The sequence below is a fragment of the Brucella sp. NBRC 14130 genome, from assembly GCF_040371715.1.
GTDB classification, from domain to species: Bacteria; Pseudomonadota; Alphaproteobacteria; order Rhizobiales; family Rhizobiaceae; genus Brucella; species Brucella intermedia.
The window spans coordinates 510,172-532,109 of record NZ_BAABTE010000002.1 but is presented as its reverse complement, the minus strand read 5'-3'; the positions used below and the strand labels follow the sequence as shown (position 1 = coordinate 532,109).

The following is a 21,938-nucleotide window of genomic DNA, read 5'->3' as shown; positions in this document are numbered from 1 at the left end:
AACGATGCTGACCCAAGACTCGGCACGCCCGTCTCTCGGACACCTTCAGTTCATCGATCACATGGTCCACGCAAGCGCGGCGACGGGCGGGGCTCAGAAGTTTCCCTTGGCGGCCTCGGCAAGGATCATCTTATCCAGCGTGAGATCAGAAACAGCCCGCCTCAGCCGGGCATTCTCTGCCTCCAGTTCCTTTAGCCGCTTTACCTGATCGCCCTTCAATCCACCGTATTCGGAACGCCATCGGTAATATGTAACTTCTGTAACACCTATCGACCGGATCGCTTCCGCCATCGATTTTCCTTGCGCATTCAGCACGTCAACCTGACGAAGCTTCGTGACAATCTCTTCTGCCTTATGTCTTTTCGCTGCCATTTCAATGTCCTTCTACGGCTCATAAGCCATACTTCATGAAGGATCACTTTTCAGGGGGCAGACCACAGGCGCTGTATTACCTCGACGGTGCCACTGACCGGTATAATTTATGCCGTCAGATAAGGGCTTTGCGCGGAGCGACCTTGGAAGCTCTCGGTGAAAAGGAGCGCGCTTTGCGAGAGTTTCAGGCTTCCAGGCGGACATATGGTTGCTCATCCACGGAAAGCGGCTTCTCATACGACGACGCCGATATCGATAATAGGATTGAAAAGCTGGCAACGGAAACAGAAGCCCCAAGGCCCCTGTGAGTTGAACTCATCGCGCTTCACCACGGCGACCGCCCTTGGTGAGCGAAGTGACCGAGCCCGCGAAGGGTGTCGGAACAATTCGTGCCGTTCATGAGTTGTCCTCCCTAGCAATCAGATGCCGTGACCGGCATCGCCAGCCGAGAGCGCAGGAGGGCAAATTGGGTGGATTCTTGTTTTGGATCGTCTTGATCGGACTGCCAGCACTTCTCGCAGGCGGGTTCGCCTATGCGCACTATCTCAAGCGTACCGGGGGAACGACCCGGCATGAAGATGGCGCGTGAGGGAAGCTAGACAATCGATGGCACCCCGTGCAAATTGGAAAGGCCAACTGAAGATCGAGCAGCTTTTGTGCCCTGTCGCACTGTACACGGCAGCATCGACTTCAGAGCGCGTTTCGTTTCATCTTATCAATCGCAAGACCGGAAACCGGCTCAGCCGGGAGTTCGTGGACAGCGACACGGGCAAGCCTGTGTCGCGCGATAACCAGGTCAAGGGTTACGAGGTTTCGTCCGGCTCCTATTTGAGTTTCGACGAAGAGGAAATCGCCTCGGCCATTCCCGAAAGCAACAAGACACTCAATGTCACCCGTTTCGTCAAATGCGACGAGATCGACGATGTTTATCTTGACCGGCCATATTATCTGGCACCTGCGGGAGATGACGAAAGTTTCACGCTCGTGCGTGAGGGCATGAAAGCTGAAAAGGTGGCGGCGATTGCAGAGGCTGTCCTTTTTCGCCGCGCGCGACAGATTCTCATCCGTCCCGACAATCAGGGCTTGATCGCCACTACGCTCAATTTCCAGTACGAGGTACGCGCTGCGGCGGAGGCATTCGCTGATCTTGGCTCCTTCAAGTTCGATCGGGAAATGCTCGATCTGGCGAAACACATCATCGATACCAAGATGGGTAGCTTTGACCCTGCAAGCTTCGACGACCGTTACGATGCCGCTCTGGCAGATTTGATCAAGGCAAAGATTGAAGGCAAGCCGCTCAGGAAACCGGCTGCGCCGAAGACCGCAGACGTTATCGATCTGAAGGAGGCTCTTCGCAAGAGCGCGGGCCTCGACGGGGGCGGGCGAACGCCAGCCAAAGCAAAAAAAGGCAAGCCGAAGTCGCGAACTGAATCTGGCGTGAAGTCTCGCAAGAGGGCAGGGTGATCATGGGACAGCCACTCGAAACCTACCGCAAGAAACGCGATTTCACCCTGACCAACGAGCCGAGGGGCAAGTCTGCACGGGCGAAAGGTGATCTCTTCGTCGTGCAGAAACATGATGCGCGCAGGCTGCATTATGACTTTCGCCTCGAAATGGACGGCGTCCTGAAAAGCTGGGCCGTGACGCGGGGTCCAAGCCTCGTTCCCGGCGAAAAGCGCCTCGCGGTGCATGTCGAGGATCATCCTCTCGAATATGCGGGCTTCGAAGGCACGATACCCAAGGGCGAATATGGCGGCGGCACGGTAATCGTCTGGGATACGGGGCGTTGGAAATCCACCGGCGATGCACATAAGCAATACAAGAAAGGGCATCTGGAGTTTGAACTCACCGGAGAAAAACTTAAAGGGCGATGGCATCTGGTCCGCATGCACGGAAAGCCGGGCGAGAAGCGGGAGAACTGGCTTCTCATCAAGGGAGAGGATGAGTTCGCCCGCGAACCCGATGAGCCTGACATTCTCGAGGAAAAGCCTGAATCGGTAAAAACCGGTCGCGTAATCGCCGATGTTGAGGATGAAGAGCCGGGGTGGTCATCGAAAACCGGTCGCATCAAGAAGAAACCAGCCCCCGCAAAGAAACCTGCGGCCTCACGTCCCACGAACAGCCAGAAGCGAGCAATGCCGGATTTTATCGAACCCGAACTCGCTACGCTCGTACCGGCTGCACCTGAAGGAGACCGCTGGCTCCACGAGATAAAGTTCGACGGCTATCGTGTCCAGGCCCATGTTGCGCAGGGCGAGGTCAAGCTTTATTCGCGCGGCGGGCTGGATTGGACCGAAAAATTCGGTCAGCAGATCGTCGCCGATCTTGTAGGAACAGGCGTGGACGAAGCCATTTTCGATGGCGAGATAGTTGTCGAAAATCAGTCGGGACTGTCCGATTTTTCTGCCCTGCAGGAAGATTTGAGCGAGGGGCGGTCAGATCGTTTCACCTACTATCTCTTTGATCTTCTTCATGTGGACGGCAACGACCTACGCCAGACACCGCTGGTTGAGCGCAAAAAGCTGCTCGAAAAACTGCTTTCCAAAGCGTCGTCCACTCTGCGTTTCAGCGAGGCCTTTGATGCTGACGGTGCGGCGGTATGGGAGAACGCGTGCGGACTTGGTCTCGAGGGGATTGTGTCGAAGCTCAAGGATGCAGCCTACAGAAGCGGACGCAGCAACGACTGGCGCAAGTCCAAATGCATTGGACGGCAGGAATTTGTAATTGCGGGCTATGTTCCTTCAACGGCAACAAGAGGGGCGATTGGCTCGCTGCTCCTGGGCGTCCAGGATAAAAAGGGGCTGGTTCCGGTGGGGCGGGTTGGAACGGGCTTTTCGGTCAAGGTCGCCAAGGAACTCTACAAACGACTGTATGCCATGCGGTTGGACGAAAGCCCTTTCGCAGTGCCGTTGACAGCAGATGAAAGGCGCGGCGCGAAGTTCGTCAAGCCGCAGCTGGTGGCCGAGATCGAGTTTCGCGCCTGGACCGCCGACAAGCGATTGCGCCACGCTTCCTTCAGGGGGCTGCGCGAGGATAAGGCCGCCAGCGATGTCAGATGGGAGGAGCAAAACGTGCCAGCTCGTGTTTCCGACAAGGATACCCAGAAGATCGATGTGAAGCTTACTCATCCCGACCGGGTCTACTGGCCGGGCGAAGGCGTCACCAAACAGGGGCTCGCCGATTATTATGCCGAGGTCTGGCCTCGCATTGAGCCTTTCATCGTCAATCGCCCTTTGGCGTTGCTGCGCTGTCCGACCGGTATCGAGGGAGAATTCTTCTTTCAGAAACATGCATGGAAAGGGTTGAACGAGTATATTGTCGAAGTTCAGGACCCGAAGGACAAGGACGAGGAACCCTATATCAGCATCCGGGACTTCAATGGGCTGATCGGTCTGGTACAAGCGGGGACACTGGAAATTCACCCTTGGGGTTCAACGCTCAAGAACTGGGAGCTGCCCGATACGCTGACGATGGATCTCGATCCGGGCGAAGGGGTATCCTGGCCGCGCGTGATTGAAGCCGCTACCGAGACCCGGGAACGTCTGGAAAAACTGGGATTGACGACCTTTGTCAAAACTTCCGGCGGGAAGGGTCTGCATGTGGTGGTGCCGCTGAAGCCGAAAGCTGACTGGGACACGCTGAAAAGCTTTACCAAGGCCATCGCCGACCAGATGGCTGCGGACAGCCCGGATCGTTATGTATCCACGATTTCCAAGGCCAAGCGCAAAGGCAAGATTCTTATCGATTATCTGCGCAATCAGCGCGGTATGACGGCCGTAGCCCCTTATTCTCCCCGCGCGCGCCCCGGTGCCGGAGTTTCCATGCCGCTCGCCTGGGAGGAAGTCACTCCGGCCATAGGCCCTGCGCATTTTACCATTCTCAACACGCCAACCCGGTTGGCTGCGCTGAAAAGCGATCCCTGGCAGGATTTTCGCAGTGCCGAAACGCCGCTGCCGAAAATGAAGAAGCAAGGCGGGTGACGACTAACAGCTGAAACGCGTCCGCCCTATGATTTTTTGCCTACGACTTCTTGCCTTCCTTGGCGAGACTCTTGCGCAACGCGTCCATGATATTGATCACATTCCCCCCGCTTGCCGGTTCCGTCTTCCGGGATTTCGGACTTGTTGCCGGTTTCTTCTTCTTTTTGGCAGTGATCATGGACTGAAGGTTTTTCTGTACAGGGTCCTGAAGGAAGTCCGGGTTCCAGTCTTCCGTCTTGTCCTTGATGAGCTTGCGGACCATCGAAAGCAGCTTCGTGTCCAGTTTGCCTTCCTCAATCGCTGAAAAATAGTCGTCGGCATTGCGCACTTCATCGCCGAAACGCAATGTCCACAGGACAATTCCCGGACCCCGCGGTTCGAGCAGCACGGCTCTCTCACGCCGGTACATGACGAGGCGGGCGAGACCGGAGACCGAGCTTTTTTCCATCGCCTCCCGAATGACCGAAAAGGCTTCCTGGCCCACCTTGTCGGAAGGAGCGAGATAATGCGGCTTGTCGTACCAGATCCAGCCGATGCTGTCGCGCGGCACGAACTTGTCGATGTCGATCGTTCTGGTGCTCTCTAGCGCCACGGCCTCAAGCTCATCCTCCTCAAGGACGATATAGCTGCCATCGTCCTTCTCGAACCCCCTGACCTCGTCGTCGTCGCGCACGGGCTTGTGCGTGACCGAATCCACATATCGGCTTATCACCCGGTTCCCGGTCTCGGCATTGAGGGTGTGAAAGCGCACTTTCTCGCTTTCGCTGGTCGCAGGCGTCAGTTCCACCGCACAGGTGACGAGCGAAAGTTTGAGATAACCTTTCCAGAAACTGTGGGGCACGATCTGATCCTCCGGAGAACAGGATAACCGGCTGGCGGCCAGATGGTTCCGGACCGGATTTGTACAAGCCGGGAACCAGTCGAGGTTCATCGTGGTTATCCGGCTGGAAGAATAAGATCGGGGTTTCCCATTGCTTGAAAAATCTCCCACCATGCCGCGAGTTGAAACGGAGGTCGCTCGGAACGGGTTGCTTCATATCAGCGACGCCGCGCCGGGTATCAAACGCCTGCGTTGCGGGACGGGGTTTCGATACGTCCGCTTTGACAGAAAGACGATCACCGATGCGGATCGGGACAGGATCGTCCGGCTTGCCATTCCGCCGGCATGGACCGATGTCTGGATATGCTGCGATGAACGTGGACATATTCAGGCCACGGGCCGCGATGCGCGCGGAAGAAAGCAGTATCGTTATCATCCGTCATGGATGGCGATGCAGGACGAAACGAAATTCTCGAGCCTGCCGGATTTCGCTCGCGCCCTCAGCCGGCTGCGCAAGGCTGTCGATGCCGATATGCGACGGCGCTCGCTCTGTCGTGAAAAAGTTGTCGCCACCGTCATCTGGCTGATGGACCGGCTGCTGCTGCGTGTCGGAAATCCCGACTATGCGCGCAGCAACAACAGTTTCGGCGCAACCACGCTGCGCAACCGGCATCTGCGCGATGATGGCACGGGCCTGCGGCTGGTCTTCACCGGGAAGTCGGGCAAAATGTGGAGCCTGAAACTTTCCGACAAGCGGATCGCCCGTATTGTTCGCTCCATACAGGAACTGCCGGGACAGCAGCTGTTTCAATATGTCGATGATGCAGGAAACCGCTGTGCGGTTACTTCGCAGGATATCAACGACTACCTGCGAACGATCATGCAGGCTGACTTTACGTCCAAGCATTTCCGGACATGGGCTGCAACGGCAGCAGCGCTGGAGGCGCTTTGCTGCATTGAGCTGCCTGACAGTGAGAGTGGAAAAAAGCGGACGCTGAACGGTGAAATCGACAAGGTTGCGCAACGGCTCGGCAATACGAGGGCGGTGTGCAGGCAGTCCTATATCCATCCCGCCGTTCCCGAACACTGGCTGGCCGGTGGGTTGGCATCAGAGGTAGAGGCGGCTTCGGCCATCCGGCTGATGGCTCCCGAACTGAACAGTGCGGAACGACGCACCTTGAAGTGGCTGCTTTCCCTTGAGAAGGCACATCCATGACGCGCTCGGCCTGCCGCGTCGGGCTGGCGTCAAACCAGAATGCCGGACGTTGAAGCTGCCCGTTGGAAAGCGAGCCTTGCATCTTCTGTACTGGTAATGTCGTGCGAGCACAGAAGGCAGGCTTTGATAGCGGCCCCGAGGCTGTTCAGTTCAAACCGGTTCCATTGGGATAACAATATGTTCTCCGCATCCGCTACCGTTCGTACTGACTGCGTGATGCCGTCGGCAATTTCGATGATGACGGCGTCATCCCAGTGCACCTGTTCCATGGCGGGCTCCTTCATGCAATGAACCCGGCAGAAGTATGAAAGTTCCGTAATTTGCCGCTTTTATCGATATTGGCAGGGTTTTTCTCAAGGCGAACGGTACTTGATATTTTAAATAAGAGACTTGTTTATTTCTGCGATAAAGCTAATTTTCATCAGAGTTTCTTGGTTGCGGAAGAAGAAATTCAATCATTGCTATAAGGAGGGAATATTCATGACCTCGATAAAGCAGCGTATGATTCAATTCGCGTTGATGTTGGGGCTTGTTTCCCTTGGCTCCATTGATGTTTCAAATGCCCAGTTCCTGGACTCTTTCAGGCCGCGAAATACAGTAACGGCAGACGTCATTACCCGGACGCCGGTCGGCACCCGTGTCGAGCTTACGGGGTCGATCAAAAGCAATGTCCGAAGAGCCGAGTATGTTTTTCAGGACCGCACCGGAAGAACGAGGGTCCGGATTGAGCGGGAAGTCTGGCGCGGACGAGAAATAAGCACAAGGAATGTAATCGAAATCCGGGGCCGCGTCGAAAACGACGTCAGGGGCAGGTTCATCGACGTATATTATTTCAAGGTCATCAAATAGCTGCCTTCAACGGTGCCTCATGCAGGAGCTGCCATGTTTAGAATGGGTGGGAAGTATCAGCATTTTGTTCACGGCAACGGCTGCGGTTGCTCCAACCCGATATTGCAGCAGGTTTCCCGGCGGCTGGATCGGCTGTCCCGAAGGCATTTCCTGACGGGCGTGGCAGCGGCAGTCGGCGCAACGATGGTTGCGGATCGCTCCGTCGCGCAATCAGCGAAGGTTTTGCTGACGCGGGCAAGGCTTTTCGACGGCAAGGCGGATACGCTGAAGTCTGGGGTACAGGTTCTGGTCGAAGGCAATCGCATTGCGGCTGTCGATATGTCGAACAGCGCTCCGCCCGATGGAGCGACGGTCATCGATTGCGGCGACCGTGTGCTGATGCCGGGGCTGATCGATGCGCACTGGCATGCCATATATGCGGCGGTGCCGCTTCCGGTTCTGCTGGAAGGTGATCTTGGTATTATTTTCGCCGCATCGACGGCGGAGGCGGAAAGAACGCTTCTGCGCGGCTTCACGACGGTGCGCGATATGGGCGGGCCGACTTTCTCGTTCAAGCGCGCGATCGATACCGGCATTATCAGCGGGCCGCGTATCTTTCCGGCAGGCGCGATGATAACGACGACCGGTGGCCACGGCGATCTCCGGTTGCCCACGGAAATACCGCGTGATGGCGGCAAGCTCAGCACCAGCGAGTTGATGGGCGCTTCGGCCATAGTCGATGATGCAGGCAGCTTGAAACTTCGTGTGCGCGAACAATTGTTGCAGGGCGCATCGCAGATCAAGATCGTTGCTGGCGGCGGCGTGTCCTCGCCGCGCAGTCCGCTGGATATGTCCACATTCAGCGAAGACGAGATACGCGCTGCGGTCGATGTGGCAAGGGACTGGAACACCTATGTCACGGTTCATGCCTATGCGCCGAATACAGTCCAGCGATCCATACGTGCGGGTGTTTCCTGTGTTGAACACGCGCATCTGATGGACGAGGAAACCGCGCGGATGATTGCGGAAAAAAATGTCTGGTTGAGCACCCAGCCTTTCCTGACGATGGACGATGCTGCATCGCAGACAGGCCCCGGTGCCGAACGAATTCAGCAGCTTTTCGCAGGTACGCCGCGAATTTATGAATTTATCCGTAAATACGGGATCAAGACCGCCTGGGGTTCCGACGTTCTGTTTTCCCCCGAATTGACCCCGCGCCAGAATTTCATGCTGACTCACTTGAGCCGTTGGTACTCGAATGCAGAGGTGCTTCGTGCGGCCACATCGGTCAATGCCGAACTTCTCGCGCTTTCCAATCTGCGCAATCCCTATCCCGGCAAGCTCGGTCTTATAGAGCACGGTGCTTTTGCCGATCTTCTGGTGCTGAACGAGAATCCGCTCGACGACATTCATGTGCTGGAAAAGCCGGAAGAAACGCTGGCGATCATCATGAAGGATGGGCAGATTCACAAGAATACCCTGAAATCATAAGCTCGTTTCGTCCTCGGGTCAGGGAGGTCCTATGCTGAAAGCTGGCAATGCAGCCCTGATCCTGATCGCGGGATGCGTGCTGATTGCAATGCTCCATTATGGCAGCGCGGTCTTTGCGCCGGTCGTTTTCGCGCTGTTCATCATCATGCTCGTCTGGCCGATCCAGCGGGCACTTTCGTTGATCATGCCGCGCTATGTTGCATTGGCGATCACTTTTCTTCTGGTCGTCTGTCTTCTGCTCGGTTTTGGATGGCTGATCGCCTGGACAGTCGGGCAGGTGGGACGCCGGATAGTGATCGACGCAGTGCGATACCAGTTGCTCTATGAACAGCTCAGAACCTGGCTCGACGGGCATGGGATTGCCGCATCGGTCCTGTTGTCGGAGAATTTCAGCGTCAGCTGGACTTTGCGAACGCTCCAGACGATAGGAAGCCGCCTCAACAATACGTTCAGCTTCTGGATCGTGGCGCTGGTCTATGTACTGTTGGGGCTGGCGGAAACCGAGGAGTTCGGGGCGCGGATCAGGCAGTTGAAAGATCAGGCGGCTGCGACCGCGTTTCTGCGCGCCAGCCGGTCGGCAGCAGCCAAAATCCGGTTCTACATGGTGCTCAGGGCGCTGATGAGCATTGCGACGGGTTCCTTCGTCTGGCTCCTGACCTGGCTGGTCGGTCTGCCATTTGCCGAAACGTGGGGATTTGTAGCGTTCATTCTCAATTTCATCCCGTTTCTCGGGCCGCTGGTCGCCACCCTCTTGATTACCGCCTTTGCGTTCACGCATTTTGCCAACTGGCAGATGGCGCTCATGGTCTTTATCGGTCTGAACATCGTGCAGTCCGTCATTGGAAGCGTGATCGAGCCCCGGCTGACGGGAAAGACGATTTCCCTGTCCCCCTTCGCAACGCTCTTTTCCGTTTTCGCATGGGGTTCCCTGTGGGGCGTCTTCGGAGCGTTCATCGGCGTACCGATCACTATCGTTGCCCTGACTTTCTGCGCGCAATACTCCGCCACGAGCTGGTTTGCGGAAATATTCGGCTTTTCTCGCGAGCAGCTTTGAAAGTTGTGGGATAGAAATTGCTATCCGGCACCCGTCCCATATCTTGACCTTTCAAGATGCGGCCTATGTATTCTGCGGTAAAGCGCATCATCCAAATGGGAAGGATATTTCGATGAGAATGATCCTGTACAGCGTCGTGACGATGGCCGTAATAGGAGCCACCGCCAGCGGGTGCACGACAGATGAACGAAGAACAGCCGGCTATGGTCTCGGCGGCGCCGCTATTGGCGGTCTTGCCGGAGCGGCCATCGGTGGCGATACACGCGGCGCGCTGACCGGCGCAGCTATCGGTGCAGCAGCAGGCACGCTGGTGGGCGTCGCCCAGACCCGCAACGGTGTGCAGTACTGCCGTTATCGCGATCGCCACGGCCGCGTTTTTGAAGCACGCTGCCGCTAGAGCATATCTCCCGAAAGCGGGAACCGGAAATACTCCAGAACGCTATGAAACACTGATTTCCGGATCCGCCCTTGAGGGGACAAGGATGCTGCGCGGTCGCTCCGGCACCGTGCATCCGTTATGGAGCGCCTCTTGATCCGATTGCATCAAAAGGCGCTCCAAAAGACTGTTTGAATGGCATTTTTTCCCGAACCGTGTCGCCTGATCTTGTGGTGTCCGCATGGACCGCCAGACAGACATTGGCGAAGCGGTTTGGCTTGTGAGTTTGTGGTTCTTTGTTACTTGGAGGGAAACATGAAACTGCATTCATTAACCGCTATTCTTGCATTCACCGCCTTCTTTTCCGTCGCAACCGTTGCCGAGACTGTTCCCGCATTCAGCCAGAGCCGCTCGGCTACCGTAGGCGTGCGGATCAACAACGGTCACAGAATACGTTGCTCCGATGGCGTCAGACTCCTCAGGATGCGCGGCTTCCGCAACGTTCGCGCCCTGGATTGCCGCGGCAGCCACTTTCTTTACCGGGGTGACAGGCAGCGCAGAACCTACGACGTCACGGTTCGGGCCAGAGACGGCAGAATAACCAATGTTCGCCCTGTGAGATGGCGTCGCTGATCCTTGCGGCGTCATCATTTTTGGTTATCAAGAAAGGAACACTGCTGTGTCGGAACTGGTCGTTATTGGGTTTGATACCGTCGGAGAGGCGGACGCCGTGCTTTTGAAGCTCAACCAGCTTCAAAAGGAATATCTCGTCGATCTCGAAGACGCTGTGATCGTCGTTCGTGACGAACAAGGCAAGGTTCATCTCAAACAGAAGTACAATATGCTCGCCATGGGCGCAGGGTCGGGATTGCTTTCCGGTGCGATATGGGGCGGACTGGTCGGGCTTATATTCCTCAACCCGCTTGCCGGCATGGCTCTTGGCGGGGCGGTGGGAGCCGGGGCAGGAGCCTTGTCGGGTTCGCTCGCCGACTACGGGATCGATGACAAGTTCATCGTGTCGCTTGGTGAGACAATTCCGGAAAACTCGTCGGCCCTGTTTGTCCTCCTGCGCAAGATTCAGTGGGACAGGGTCATGGCGGATTTCCCTGACCTGCGGGGCAGGGTGTTGAAAACATCCTTGTCTGTTGAGCAGGAAAAACGCCTGAAGGAAGCGCTGGAAGGAGCGTTGCCGGCAACCTCGTAACATGGCGCTGCCGAGACCCGTCTTGACAGCATTTTGCAGTCAGGTGGAAACGCCCGACGCGGAAGAAATGCGAAAAGACAATCAGGTAGAGCGGAAGGGCGAACCCATGTGAGCGCATTCGGTTCTATCGAGCGAGGGCGTGAATTGAAGCAGGTTTTCATCCTCGCACTTGTTTTGCTTGCCACCGCGGGATGCGCCGGTAACAGGGCTGTCACCGGGCTGGGAAGGGATGTGGCGGGCGAGACCCATTCCGGCGCGGTGGTTCCCTTCGCTGTTGCGACGGTTCGGGAGCGTATAGACGATCCAGCTATTGCCTATTCCCGCGACAGATCCCAAACGCTGAAACTCTCGACCATAGACGTCCATATTCCTGAAATGCACCGTCCGGGAAATGTTGAAACATCATCGGTGAACCCCGATCCCCGCCGACATTTCATGGCGTCAAACTATGTGCCGTTGCCGGACCGGCGCGCAATGGTCGCCGAGCTGAACCGGCGTCTGGCGAACCGCCCCGCCGCGCAACGCGAAATATTCATTTTCGTCCACGGCTATAACAACAACTTTGCCGAAGGACTGTTTCGCAATGGGCAGATCGTTCACGACTATGGCGTCACATCGGTGCCGGTTCATTTTTCGTGGGCATCCGCCGCGTCGTTTACGCGATACCTGTATGACCGCGACAGCGCCATCATCGCGCGCAGGGGATTGGCGGAAACGTTAGCGCTGGCGGCGCAGACCAAAGCCAACGGCATCGTCATCGTCGGCCATTCCATGGGCGCGGTGGTCGTAATGGAAGCCTTGCGAACGCTGTCTGGCGACAAGCGCCGCGACGTGCTGAAACGCATCAAGGGTGTGCTTCTTGCTGCCCCCGATCTCGATCCCGATCTTTTCCGCAGCCAGATTGACGATATCGATTATCTGCCCCAGCCCTTTACCATCATCGTATCCCGACGCGACCGGGCGCTGGACATCTCCCGGAGGCTGGCCGGTGGAGCGCCGCGGGTCGGCAGTGGTTTCGACATTGCTTTCCTGCAGAACAAGAATATTCAGGTTCTTGATATTTCCGAAGTCGACAGCGGCGGCCACAGCCTGTTTGCAAGTTCAAATACGCTGATCAAGTTTCTGGGCTCGGGCCATCTGCTGCGCAGGCTTATCACGGACGAATATGCAGGCATGGACGATACATTCCTCGCAGCAGGCCAGGGTACTTTCGAGCAGGCCTCGCTGGCTCTTCACCTGCCTGCACGTGTGATTGACCGATTGGCTATCCGCTAGAGAAGATAATGCGGGGAAACAAATAGTTAGAGCGTTCTATTGTCCAGCGAAAATGCGGATTGCTCAAAAAATGAACACGCTCGCATCCGTCATGACCCTTTATCCATATAAACTCGACTATGGGTTATTTTGCGGTGTTCTATTGAATCAAGTTGACGGACGTATCAATCAAGTCTCTAATTAAGCTTGTCTACGGTGATGTGTGGGGTTATCCTGCCTCAATATTGCATTCTGCCTTCGTTTTATTGCTCGACATCGATAACGCATCGAAATCTACGGGAACGCAGAGGTGGCAAGCATTCATGAGCAAGGGTTGGCATGCCGAGCTTGAACTGGGGTTCGAGCATAGTCATGAAGTGACGCGCCTGATGCGGCGTCGCCACGTTGGGCCGCTCGCGGTGCAGCAACCCTTCTATCCCGAGAAAGACGGAAGCGCACATGTCTATCTTCTTCATCCGCCCGGTGGTGTTGCGGGTGAGGATGTCCTTGATATTTCCTGTTTTCTCGGGCCGGGCTCCAAAGCCGTCCTGACGACGCCGGGCGCTACCAAGTTCTATCGCAGCGACCGGGGCCGCAGTATCCAGACCACGCGGATCAATGTGGGTGAGGGTGGCGTATGCGAATATCTCCCGCAGGAAACAATCGTTTTTGATGGCGCGAAGGCTTCCATAAGCACGCATGTCTCCCTGAGCGGAGACGCAGTTTATCTTGGGTGGGACATTGTCAGTCTCGGACGGCCCGCCTGTCGGGAGAATTTCGATGCGGGCGAGCTTCGCCAGAGGGTCGAAATATTTCGGGACGGAAGGCCGATCTGGTTCGAGCAGTTTCGCCTTCAAGGTGCCGACCAGGCAATGAATGCGGCCTTTGCATTCTGCGCCAGTCCCATCGTCGCAACGATGGTTTATGCCGGTCCGGCGCATGAAAACACACTTCAGCGCATTCGCGAAGCACTCGGCGATGCAGGAAAAAATCTCTTTTCGGTATCGCAGCTCGAGCGGGTGATCGTCTGTCGCTATCTCGGTGGACGCATGTCGGAAGCCAAAGCACTGTTTCGCAAAGCCTGGGAAGTCATCCGCGAAACCGGATTGGGAAAACCGGCGGCTGCACCACGCATATGGGCAACATAATGACTTTGAGAGGGCCTACAAATGGAACTATTGCCACGTGAAAAGGACAAACTTCTGATTTTCACCGCAGCACTGGTTGCGGAACGACGAAGGGCCAGAGGGCTGAAACTCAATTATCCCGAAGTCGTGGCTTTCATCTCCGCCGAAATTCTGGAGGGAGCCCGCGACGGCAAGACGGTTGCGGAACTCATGTCCTACGGAGCCACCCTGCTCACCCGCGATGAGGTGATGGAGGGGGTGCCCGAAATGATCCATGACATTCAGGTGGAAGCCACCTTTCCGGACGGTACCAAGCTTGTGACCGTTCACAATCCAATTCCGTAGAACATCTCCCGCACTGCCGGGAACGTTTGGGCTTTTGCTTTAACGCGCATCTTGAACATATCGGGATGCGCTTGAGGAGACGATCATGATACCGGGTGAATATTTCATCGAAGACGGGACGATCGAACTCAATGACGGTCGTGAAACCCGCGTCATCGCCGTGGCGAACACTGGCGACAGGCCGATACAGGTCGGGTCGCATTATCATTTCTACGAGACGAACGAGGCTCTTGACTTCGACCGGGAACGGGCGAGGGGCTTCCGCCTCAATATTCCGGCTGGGACCGCCGTGCGGTTCGAGCCCGGGCAGGACCGTGAAGTCGAACTGGTCGCGCTGGCTGGTGACCGCGAGGTCTACGGCTTCAATGCAAAAATCAACGGGAAGCTGTAGGAGGGGGAGATGGGGACCATCTCAAGACAAGCCTATGCAGAACTCTATGGCCCGACAAAGGGCGACCGTCTGCGGCTGGCCGATACGGAACTTATCATCGAGATCGAGGACGACCGCTGCATCTATGGCGAGGAAGTGACCTTCGGCGGCGGCAAGGTTATCCGCGATGGGATGGGGCAGGGACAGAGACCTGCGGCCGAAACAGCCGATCTCGTCATCACCAATGTCATCATCCTCGACTACTGGGGCATCATCAAAGCCGATGTCGGCATCAAGAACGGTCGTATTTCGGGGATCGGCAAGGCCGGAAATCCCGATATCCAGCCGGGCGTCGATATAGTCGTCGGTCCCGCCACAGATGTCATCGCGGGCGAGGGCAAGATCCTCACCGCCGGCGGGATAGACACGCATATTCACTTCATTGCGCCGCAGCAGGCCGAGGAAGCGCTGGCGAGCGGCACCACGACGCTGGTCGGCGGCGGAACAGGGCCGACGGTCGGCACGCTCGCAACCACGGTTACACCGGGGCCATGGGCCATCCACCGCATGCTGGAAGCCGTGGAGGCGCTCCCCATCAATGTGGGACTGCTGGGCAAAGGCAATGCCAGCAAGCCCGAACCCCTCCGCGAGCAGATAAGGGCCGGAGCTGTCGGGCTGAAGCTCCACGAGGACTGGGGAACGACGCCCGCCGCCATCGATAATTGCCTGAACGTGGCCGACGAGGAGGACATCCAGGTCGCCATCCATACGGATACGCTGAACGAAAGCGGGTTCGTCAAGGATACCTTTGCCGCGATGAAGGGCAGGACCATCCACAGCTTCCATACGGAAGGCGCCGGTGGCGGTCATGCGCCCGATATCATCACGGCGGCGGGCGAAGAAAACATCCTGCCGTCTTCAACAAATCCGACGCGTCCCTACACCATCAATACAGTCGACGAACATCTCGACATGCTGATGGTCTGTCACCACCTCAGCCCGAAAATTCCCGAGGACGTGGCTTTCGCTGAATCCCGGATCCGGCGTGAAACCATCGCGGCGGAAGACATTCTCCATGATCTGGGCGTCTTCTCGATGATGTCGTCGGATTCGCAGGCCATGGGCCGCATCGGGGAAACCACCCTGCGCTGCTGGCAGACGGCCCACAAGATGAAAGTGCAGCGCGGCCCGCTCGGCGAAGACAGCAGCCGGAACGATAATTTCCGCGCCAAGCGCTATGTCGCCAAATATACGATCAACCCGGCGATCACGCACGGTTTTGCGCATGAGATAGGCTCGATTGAAGTTGGAAAGCGGGCCGATCTCGTATTGTGGAAAACGGAATTCTTCGGCGTGAAGCCAAGCCTCGTCATGATCGGCGGCATGATTGCAACGGCCCCGATGGGCGATCCCAATGCATCGATCTCAACGCCGCAGCCGGTCCATTACCGGCCGATGTATGGGGTCCTGGGGCGCGCGCTCGGTTCCACCGGCGTGACTTTCGTCTCGAAATCGGCGCTGGATGACGGCATCGGCGAAAAGCTGAAGCTGAACAAGCAGCTCGTTGCCGTGAAGGGCATCCGGAATATCCGCAAGAAAGACATGATCCACAACGGGCTGACGCCCAAACTGGAGGTCGATCCGCAGAACTATCAGGTGCGGGTGGACGGTGAATTGATCACGTGTGAACCGGCTGACGTCCTGCCGATGGCACAACGCTATTTCCTGTTCTAGAGCGCCCTCGTGTCCCTCGGGACTGCGCAAGGAAGCTCTACCTGTCGAAGCTGCGCATCGTGTTTCCGAAAATCGATTTCGATTTCGGGAGCCGATGCCGTAGCGGAGGAAATAGAGCATGTCTCCCGAAGGTGGAAACCGGTTTCGGGGTAAGGAAATGCGTAGAAACAAACGGATGGAGCATTTCCGACGCTTCGATTGAACGGGGAAATGCTCTGGATCAATATAGAAGGGAATACGTCCATGCAGCTCAATGCAATGCGGGATCATCCTTCTCTGGGATTTATCGACTGGACGCTGCGCGGCATCGGGCAGGTGGTGTTCCAGAACAACCCGCTATCCGGATTGGTCATTCTGTTCGCCATTCTGGTGAACTCCTGGATTTACGCGCTTGTCTGCCTGCTCGGGGTTGTGTCCAGCACGCTGACGGCAATCATCCTCAAGGCTGACAAGGGCCTCATCCGCGACGGCCTTTTCGGGTTCAACGGCGTTCTGGTCGCCCTTGCGCTGGTCGCCTTCACCAGTGAGGATTTCCGCAGCGGCGCAGTGCCGTCACCCGCAATGACGATTTACGTCATTTGTGCCGCTGCCTTGACCACCATGGCCTTCACCAGCATCGCCGCATTGTTGGGACCGCACAAGGTGGCGCCCCTGACAATGCCCTTCGTGCTGGTCGGCTGGCTGTTTCTGTTCGCCATTCTCAAATTCGATGCCATAGATGCGGGGCCGATGGCGAAGCCGGTTTCACCGGAGCAGTTTTCCTACGCCATTCCTTATGACCTTCCGACCTGGTACATGGGGATCGGCACGGCCATCGGGCAGATATTCTTTCAGGATAACTGGATCACCGGCTACATCATGCTTGTCGGCATCGCGATCCACTCCCGGGTAAGCGCCTTCATGGGCCTTCTGGGGGCGATAATAGGAGCGGTGATCGCCGCCACCTTCGGCGGTCCGGAAGGGGCCATTCGTGACGGGCTTTTCGGTTATAACGCGGCGTTGACGGCAATGGCGCTGGGCGGCTTCTTCCTTGTTTTCAGCTGGAGCAGCTTCCTCTACGCCGTCTTCGGCGCCGTCGTGTCCACCTGGGTCTGGGCCTCGGTCGCGATATTCCTGAAACCGATCGGAATGCCGGTGCTGACCTCGACATTCGTGATTGTGACCTGGATCATGCTGATCGGCCAGTATGCTTTCAAGGCTCTGGTGCCAGTTGCTCCGGCGGATGCGACCACGGCGGAAGAAAATCTCGAACGATACAGGCATACGCTCCGGTCACGACCGGAATAGGCGGCTGTATTGTGTTTCGTGCCAGGCGCTGGCCATGGCCAGCGCGGGTGCCGTGTTGCCGATTTCATCGTCATTGAGCGTGCGGGCCTTTTCGACGGCGCGCTCGATCTTCGCTGCGCCGGCGATAAGTATCCTCTGGCCTGCCGTATGACCGAGCGGCACGAGACGGATTGCGGCCATGATCTGGCTTTCAACCACGCTCCACATAAGGCCGCGCAGGGCATCGACGGGCGCGATATTCCAGTGACACGCTGCAATCGCAAAGGCCGCCGGATAGGTCGCGCGCTGGTCCGAAGCGAAGCTGCGGGCCCGCTCGACACCAAGTTCCGACAGCAATGTGAGCAGGGACTCGCCCATCCGGCGGTCCTCCAGTTCAAGTTCACTGCTTTCGCGGCTTGCTCCAAGCCAGTCGTTCAGACGATGGAATTCGGCCTCATTGTACTGCATCAGCGCCGAAACCATTCGCCAGAAAATAGCGCCGTCAAGTGCGGCGTAGCTGTGCTCCAGAAGGCCGAATACCCATCCGGCACAGCTTTCCTCATTCGTAACCGTTCCCGAATGGACGGCCCATTCGAGGCCGCGTGAATAGGAAAAAGCACCCACCGGCTGGCTGGGACTGACCAGCCGCATGAGATGCAGCATGGGCAGCGCCGGAGAATGCGCGGGCATTTCCGGCACCGGCCCATCGTTTGGCATTTCAGGTTCAGTATTTCTCTTCGAATGATCCAGCAAGATGACGCTCACATCATCCTGCCATCAGGTAAAGTCCGCTGAGGGCCGCAAAGCCGCCAGCCACTCGCATTGCCATCTGCCCGCCGGATCCCTGCAGCGCGCGTCCGGCTGCAAGCCCTACGCCAATGCCCGCCGCGTGAAGCAATGCGGTCGCAAGCGCAAAACCGGCACCATAGGAAAGAAACGCAGCGCCGCCGATTTCTCCGCCATGCGCATAGCCATGGAAAAATGCGAAGAACCCGACGATAAGTGCAGCAGCCGGGGTCGATGCACGGAATGCCACGGCTACGAGAAGGCCGAGCACGATAACGGATGCGAGGATGACGGGTTCCACATAGGGGATCGGCACGCCGCCGAGGGCAGCTACGAAGCCCAGCAGCATGACGCCCACGAAACTCAACGGAACGGCGATGAGCGCGCGCCCGCCAAGCATGGAGGCCCAAAGACCGACGGCGACCATGGCAAGTATATGATCGGCGCCGGACAGGGGATGGGTAAAGCCCGCCGCAAATGAACCGTGTTCGGCGGGGTTGAGATGCGCGAATGCGGGGCTTGCCATCACTGAAAACAGTGCGGCGGCAAGAAGAAATGTCCTTTTCATTTTCGCTTCCTTTCAACAACAATGGTTATGCTTAGAAGGAACCAAACACAGACCCGAGCACGAAGACGACGGCGAGCGATATGATCACACCGACAATCACGGTCATGACCATGTCGAAATAGCTTGATGCGTGGGTCTGCTTGCTGATCTGCAGGAGCAGAAGCACCGTACCGTTATGAGGCAGAGCGTCCAGCGTGCCAGCGCTGAGCACGGTGAGGCGGTGCATGAGGTCGGGGCTTATCCCATACTGGATCGCAAGTCGCATATATTCATCGCCCAGCGCGTTGAGCGCTATGGCCATGCCGCCGGATGCGGTCCCGGTGAGAGCCGCGAGAGCATTCATGGCGACAATCAATGAGACGAGAGGACCGCCCGGCACCTCAAGCGCCGCATCCCGAACCACGGTAAAGGCGGGCATGGCGGCCACGACCGCACCAAAGCCGACGAGGCTTGCTATGGTGAGGATCGGCAGGACCGAGGAGTTGGCCCCGGCGTCGAGGCTTTCCCGGATTGCCCGCAGCCGGTTGAAATTGACCACCAGCAACGTCACGATGGCCGCTGCCAGCGCAATAAGGACCGCCCACAGGCCGATCGAAGAACCGACGTCGATATTCCATGGCTCCTGCTCGAGAAACGAGAAATCGACACGGGGCAGGATGATCAGCGCCATCAGGAAATTGACGACGATGACGACTAGCAAGGGCAGGAGAGCAAAGAAGAAGGGTGGCAACGCCGCCGCACGCGCTCCGTGTTCGAACTCGGCCGGGTCGAAGTCACCCGAGAGGGTCGATTGTTCCCTGAGTTTCTCTGTGATTTCGACATCGCCCGTGTCATCGACATAGTTTTCGCCCGCAGCCCGCGCCTTGGCTTCCGCGCGCTGCAGCCACCACATGCCGAAGACCAGCGTAATGATGGAGGCGATGATGCCCAGTCCCGGCGCCGCGAATGTCGTGGTTTCGAAATAGGGCATCGGAATGGCGTTGTTCGTGGAGGGCGTGCCCGGCATTGCCGACATGGTGAAGGTGAAGGCGCCAAGCCCGATGGCCGCAGGCATCAGGCGCGCCGGAATGTTGGCCGCCTTGAACATTTCCCGCGCCATGGGCACGAGAACGAAGAAGGCGACGAACACGCTGACGCCGCCATAGGTGACGACTGCCGATGCAAGCACGACGGAAAGCATCGTGCGCTTCACACCCAGTTTCTCCGTCAGATATCGTGCAATGGATGTAATGGAGCCGCTGTCATCCATCAGCTTTCCGAAAATGCCGCCCAGCAGGAAAAGCGGAAACCATCGGCTGACGAAGCTGGCCGTTCCGCCCATGAAATTCGATGTCCAGTTGGCCAGAAGGGGCTCGCCGGAGAGAAGCGCGACAAGCAGCGCCGCCACCGGCGAAAGCAGAATGACGCTCCAGCCGCGATAGGCAAACCACATGAGCAGGGCTAGTCCGAGTAGTATTCCAAGCAAACCCATGCAATCTGACCCCTCAGTCGATTTTGGAAAGAATGCGTCCGGAATTTTTCGATGAAACTACTTTAGATGAAATAATTCAAGCACTATAATAAAAATATGATATCGCACAGATGACAAGTCTTCCTAATCTGCACAAAGAATGCCTATACTGCCTCCTGTTCAGTTGAGCGGCCCTGCCTGCGCGCAATCAGCTGTAATGCGGGGTGTCTGGCGCAAGGGCGGACATCTCTGCTTCATGGGGCAATTGCCTGCCTGATCGCCCGAGACATAAAGGACCTGCATGACGGAAGTCGTCGCAATCCCGTCTATCATGATCAATCTCGGGCTGGCGCTTCTGCTCGGTTGCGTGATTGGTCTGGAACGCCAGATCAAACAACGCCATTCCGGCCTTGTGACGCACGGCCTGGTGGCGCTGGGCGCTGCGGCCTATGCTTCGCTGCCCTATTCGCTCGGCCTTGGTAGTGACCTCCGAATGGGGTCGCAGGTTGTGACAGGCATCGGCTTTCTCGGCGCGGGGCTGATTATCAAGGACGGTGCGAGCATCAAGGGGCTGAGTACCGCAGCCACGGTCTGGAGCACTGGCGCGGTTGGCGTTCTGACCGGTTACGGGATGTGGCTGCTCGCCATCGAAACGGCCTTTTTCATCGTCTGCCTTAACATTTCGCTGCCAAGGATCGCGGTGCTCGTGAACCGCTATTCCTTCGTCGAACCCGAGAACGAGCAGTTTTATCTCGTGAAATTCCGGTGTCCTTCGGAAAGCGAGATTCCGGTCAGGGCGCTGCTGATCCAGACGCTCGATCTGAAGAAACTCCGCTTCCACGCGATCCGGAGTCACCACATCGAAGGAAGCAACGAGACCGAAATAGAGGCGACGCTGTTCGCGGGCAAGGAAGATGACCGGCTGGTCGAAGCGCTGGTAGCGCAGATGAGCCTGCGTTCCGGCATTACCTCGACGAGCTGGCTGAAACTGGAAGACGGCGATTGGTGATCCGCCATCTGGTTTTATTGCAAGCGGACTATACTATTATATCGAAACATGCACATACTTTCACATTCGCAGTAACGTCCTCCTGTTGACATTGAGGGGTCCGCAATGGACATCCAGCAACTGCAATTAATGGAACGAAAGACTGTCGAACAGAGAAAATGGAAAGGTTTTCTCGGTATCGGCATTCTGCTTTTTGCGGGTGGAATACTCTGCCTGTTCTTGCCCGCAATCTCGGACTTTGCAGCCAGCACCATGTTCGGGCTGGTGCTGATAGCCATCGGCGTCGTCAAGATAATCCAGTCGCTCTGGATCAAGAGCTGGGCAGGTTTCGTCTGGCAGGAACTGTCCGGCGTGGTGGAGCTTATAGGCGGGATCATGATCTATCTGAACCCGCTCAAGGGCGCGCTCGCCATCACCCTGCTGATTGCAATCGTCGTGTTTGTCCATGGTTTCCTTCAACTGGCGCTGTCCTGGAAAATCAGGCCCGCAGGCGGCTGGTGGTGGTTTACCCTGTCCGGCCTCATTGCCTGGTCCGCCAGCGCGGCACTGGTGGCGAAATGGCCTTTGACGCGTGACCTGCCGTCCGGATCAATCGCTGGAATTGCGCTGATGATCGCGGGTGTTGCCTATATCGGAATAGCCCTGAGTACCCGAAATGCGTGAGTGATCGACCGATGCCGTCCCGGAG

23 protein-coding genes and 1 pseudogene are annotated in these 21,938 nt (G+C 57.2%); 18 read left to right on the top strand and 6 right to left on the bottom strand.

All coding sequences use genetic code 11. The features are described from left to right. Positions 1–372 (bottom strand): annotated as a pseudogene (locus ABWW28_RS06195) (transposase); the annotation flags it as partial. A gap of 466 nt (positions 373–838) precedes the next feature. Between ABWW28_RS06195 and ABWW28_RS06190 the strand changes: the two are divergent. The 3 genes from ABWW28_RS06190 to ligD are packed head-to-tail and all read left to right on the top strand — an operon-like array spanning position 839 to position 4,352. Continuing rightward, positions 839–961 carry a hypothetical protein gene (locus tag ABWW28_RS06190; protein WP_021584956.1) on the top strand — a complete coding sequence of 41 codons (123 nt, stop codon included), beginning with the start codon at positions 839–841 and terminating at the stop codon, positions 959–961. Positions 962–978: 17 nt separating this feature from the next. Then, the gene (ku, locus tag ABWW28_RS06185; protein WP_100651285.1) at positions 979–1,836 is read left to right on the top strand and encodes a non-homologous end joining protein Ku; all 858 of its coding nucleotides are present in this window, start codon (positions 979–981) and stop codon (positions 1,834–1,836) included. Positions 1,837–1,838: 2 nt separating this feature from the next. Further along, positions 1,839–4,352, top strand: coding sequence for a DNA ligase D (gene ligD / locus ABWW28_RS06180; RefSeq protein ID WP_353390547.1), 2,514 nt, complete (start codon positions 1,839–1,841; stop codon positions 4,350–4,352). A gap of 40 nt (positions 4,353–4,392) precedes the next feature. Here ligD and ku (ABWW28_RS06175) read toward each other — a convergent pair whose 3' ends face one another. Next, positions 4,393–5,193, bottom strand: a complete 801-nt coding sequence (ku, locus tag ABWW28_RS06175; RefSeq protein ID WP_353390545.1) for a non-homologous end joining protein Ku — start codon at positions 5,191–5,193, stop codon at positions 4,393–4,395. A gap of 151 nt (positions 5,194–5,344) precedes the next feature. Here ku (ABWW28_RS06175) and ABWW28_RS06170 point away from each other — a divergent pair, with 151 nt between their 5' ends. Next, complete coding sequence (locus tag ABWW28_RS06170; protein WP_006472825.1) at positions 5,345–6,388, top strand: DNA topoisomerase IB; 1,044 nt, start codon at positions 5,345–5,347, stop codon at positions 6,386–6,388. A 29-nt stretch (positions 6,389–6,417) separates the two neighbouring features. Here the strand turns inward: ABWW28_RS06170 and ABWW28_RS06165 are convergent, their stop codons facing one another. Continuing rightward, positions 6,418–6,657 (bottom strand): DUF982 domain-containing protein, encoded by a 240-nt coding sequence (locus tag ABWW28_RS06165; protein ID WP_006472826.1) that lies wholly within the window; start codon positions 6,655–6,657, stop codon positions 6,418–6,420. A 211-nt stretch (positions 6,658–6,868) separates the two neighbouring features. Between ABWW28_RS06165 and ABWW28_RS06160 the strand changes: the two genes are divergently transcribed. The 12 genes from ABWW28_RS06160 to ABWW28_RS06105 all read left to right on the top strand — a co-directional run bounded on the left by ABWW28_RS06160 (position 6,869) and on the right by ABWW28_RS06105 (position 17,458). Further along, positions 6,869–7,237, top strand: a complete 369-nt coding sequence (locus ABWW28_RS06160) for a NirD/YgiW/YdeI family stress tolerance protein (RefSeq protein WP_006472827.1) — start codon at positions 6,869–6,871, stop codon at positions 7,235–7,237. A gap of 33 nt (positions 7,238–7,270) precedes the next feature. After that, a complete protein-coding gene (locus tag ABWW28_RS06155; RefSeq protein ID WP_025091391.1) occupies positions 7,271–8,707 on the top strand; it encodes a metal-dependent hydrolase family protein in 1,437 nt (478 codons plus the stop codon). A 31-nt stretch (positions 8,708–8,738) separates the two neighbouring features. Continuing rightward, positions 8,739–9,761, top strand: coding sequence for an AI-2E family transporter (locus ABWW28_RS06150; protein ID WP_006466543.1), 1,023 nt, complete (start codon positions 8,739–8,741; stop codon positions 9,759–9,761). A gap of 112 nt (positions 9,762–9,873) precedes the next feature. Then, positions 9,874–10,158: a YMGG-like glycine zipper-containing protein gene (locus ABWW28_RS06145; RefSeq protein WP_006472829.1), complete on the top strand. Its 285-nt coding sequence runs from the start codon at positions 9,874–9,876 to the stop codon at positions 10,156–10,158. A 294-nt stretch (positions 10,159–10,452) separates the two neighbouring features. Further along, positions 10,453–10,770, top strand: coding sequence for a hypothetical protein (locus ABWW28_RS06140; protein ID WP_075041648.1), 318 nt, complete (start codon positions 10,453–10,455; stop codon positions 10,768–10,770). A 46-nt stretch (positions 10,771–10,816) separates the two neighbouring features. Next, positions 10,817–11,341 carry a DUF1269 domain-containing protein gene (locus tag ABWW28_RS06135; RefSeq protein ID WP_006466545.1) on the top strand — a complete coding sequence of 175 codons (525 nt, stop codon included), beginning with the start codon at positions 10,817–10,819 and terminating at the stop codon, positions 11,339–11,341. A 108-nt stretch (positions 11,342–11,449) separates the two neighbouring features. Next, entirely contained in the window at positions 11,450–12,616 is a 1,167-nt protein-coding gene (locus ABWW28_RS06130) for an alpha/beta hydrolase (protein WP_353390541.1), read from the top strand. Positions 12,617–12,918: 302 nt separating this feature from the next. Continuing rightward, complete coding sequence (locus ABWW28_RS06125) at positions 12,919–13,743, top strand: urease accessory protein UreD (protein ID WP_112702333.1); 825 nt, start codon at positions 12,919–12,921, stop codon at positions 13,741–13,743. A 21-nt stretch (positions 13,744–13,764) separates the two neighbouring features. After that, positions 13,765–14,067 (top strand): urease subunit gamma, encoded by a 303-nt coding sequence (gene ureA, locus ABWW28_RS06120; protein ID WP_006466548.1) that lies wholly within the window; start codon positions 13,765–13,767, stop codon positions 14,065–14,067. An 85-nt stretch (positions 14,068–14,152) separates the two neighbouring features. Beyond that, entirely contained in the window at positions 14,153–14,458 is a 306-nt protein-coding gene (locus tag ABWW28_RS06115) for an urease subunit beta (RefSeq protein ID WP_006466549.1), read from the top strand. 9 nt (positions 14,459–14,467) lie between these two features. Further along, complete coding sequence (ureC, locus tag ABWW28_RS06110) at positions 14,468–16,171, top strand: urease subunit alpha (protein WP_006466550.1); 1,704 nt, start codon at positions 14,468–14,470, stop codon at positions 16,169–16,171. Between the two features lie 243 nt (positions 16,172–16,414). Further along, positions 16,415–17,458, top strand: a complete 1,044-nt coding sequence (locus ABWW28_RS06105) for an urea transporter (RefSeq protein WP_112702332.1) — start codon at positions 16,415–16,417, stop codon at positions 17,456–17,458. On the opposite strand, the gene ABWW28_RS06100 is transcribed toward ABWW28_RS06105, so the two are convergent. The 3 genes from ABWW28_RS06100 to ABWW28_RS06090 are packed head-to-tail and all read right to left on the bottom strand — an operon-like array spanning position 17,444 to position 20,262. Then, positions 17,444–18,154 carry an urease accessory protein UreF gene (locus tag ABWW28_RS06100; protein WP_244629941.1) on the bottom strand — a complete coding sequence of 237 codons (711 nt, stop codon included), beginning with the start codon at positions 18,152–18,154 and terminating at the stop codon, positions 17,444–17,446. The genes ABWW28_RS06105 and ABWW28_RS06100 overlap by 15 nt on opposite strands. A 49-nt stretch (positions 18,155–18,203) precedes the next feature. Continuing rightward, positions 18,204–18,791 carry a HupE/UreJ family protein gene (locus ABWW28_RS06095; protein WP_273794548.1) on the bottom strand — a complete coding sequence of 196 codons (588 nt, stop codon included), beginning with the start codon at positions 18,789–18,791 and terminating at the stop codon, positions 18,204–18,206. A 31-nt stretch (positions 18,792–18,822) separates the two neighbouring features. Then, a complete protein-coding gene (locus ABWW28_RS06090) occupies positions 18,823–20,262 on the bottom strand; it encodes a GntP family permease (RefSeq protein WP_112702329.1) in 1,440 nt (479 codons plus the stop codon). A 280-nt stretch (positions 20,263–20,542) separates the two neighbouring features. Between ABWW28_RS06090 and ABWW28_RS06085 the strand changes: the two genes are divergently transcribed. Next, positions 20,543–21,250, top strand: a complete 708-nt coding sequence (locus ABWW28_RS06085; RefSeq protein WP_112702328.1) for an MgtC/SapB family protein — start codon at positions 20,543–20,545, stop codon at positions 21,248–21,250. 105 nt (positions 21,251–21,355) lie between these two features. Then, positions 21,356–21,913 carry an HdeD family acid-resistance protein gene (locus ABWW28_RS06080; RefSeq protein WP_273794547.1) on the top strand — a complete coding sequence of 186 codons (558 nt, stop codon included), beginning with the start codon at positions 21,356–21,358 and terminating at the stop codon, positions 21,911–21,913. Positions 21,914–21,938: the final 25 nt, after the last annotated feature.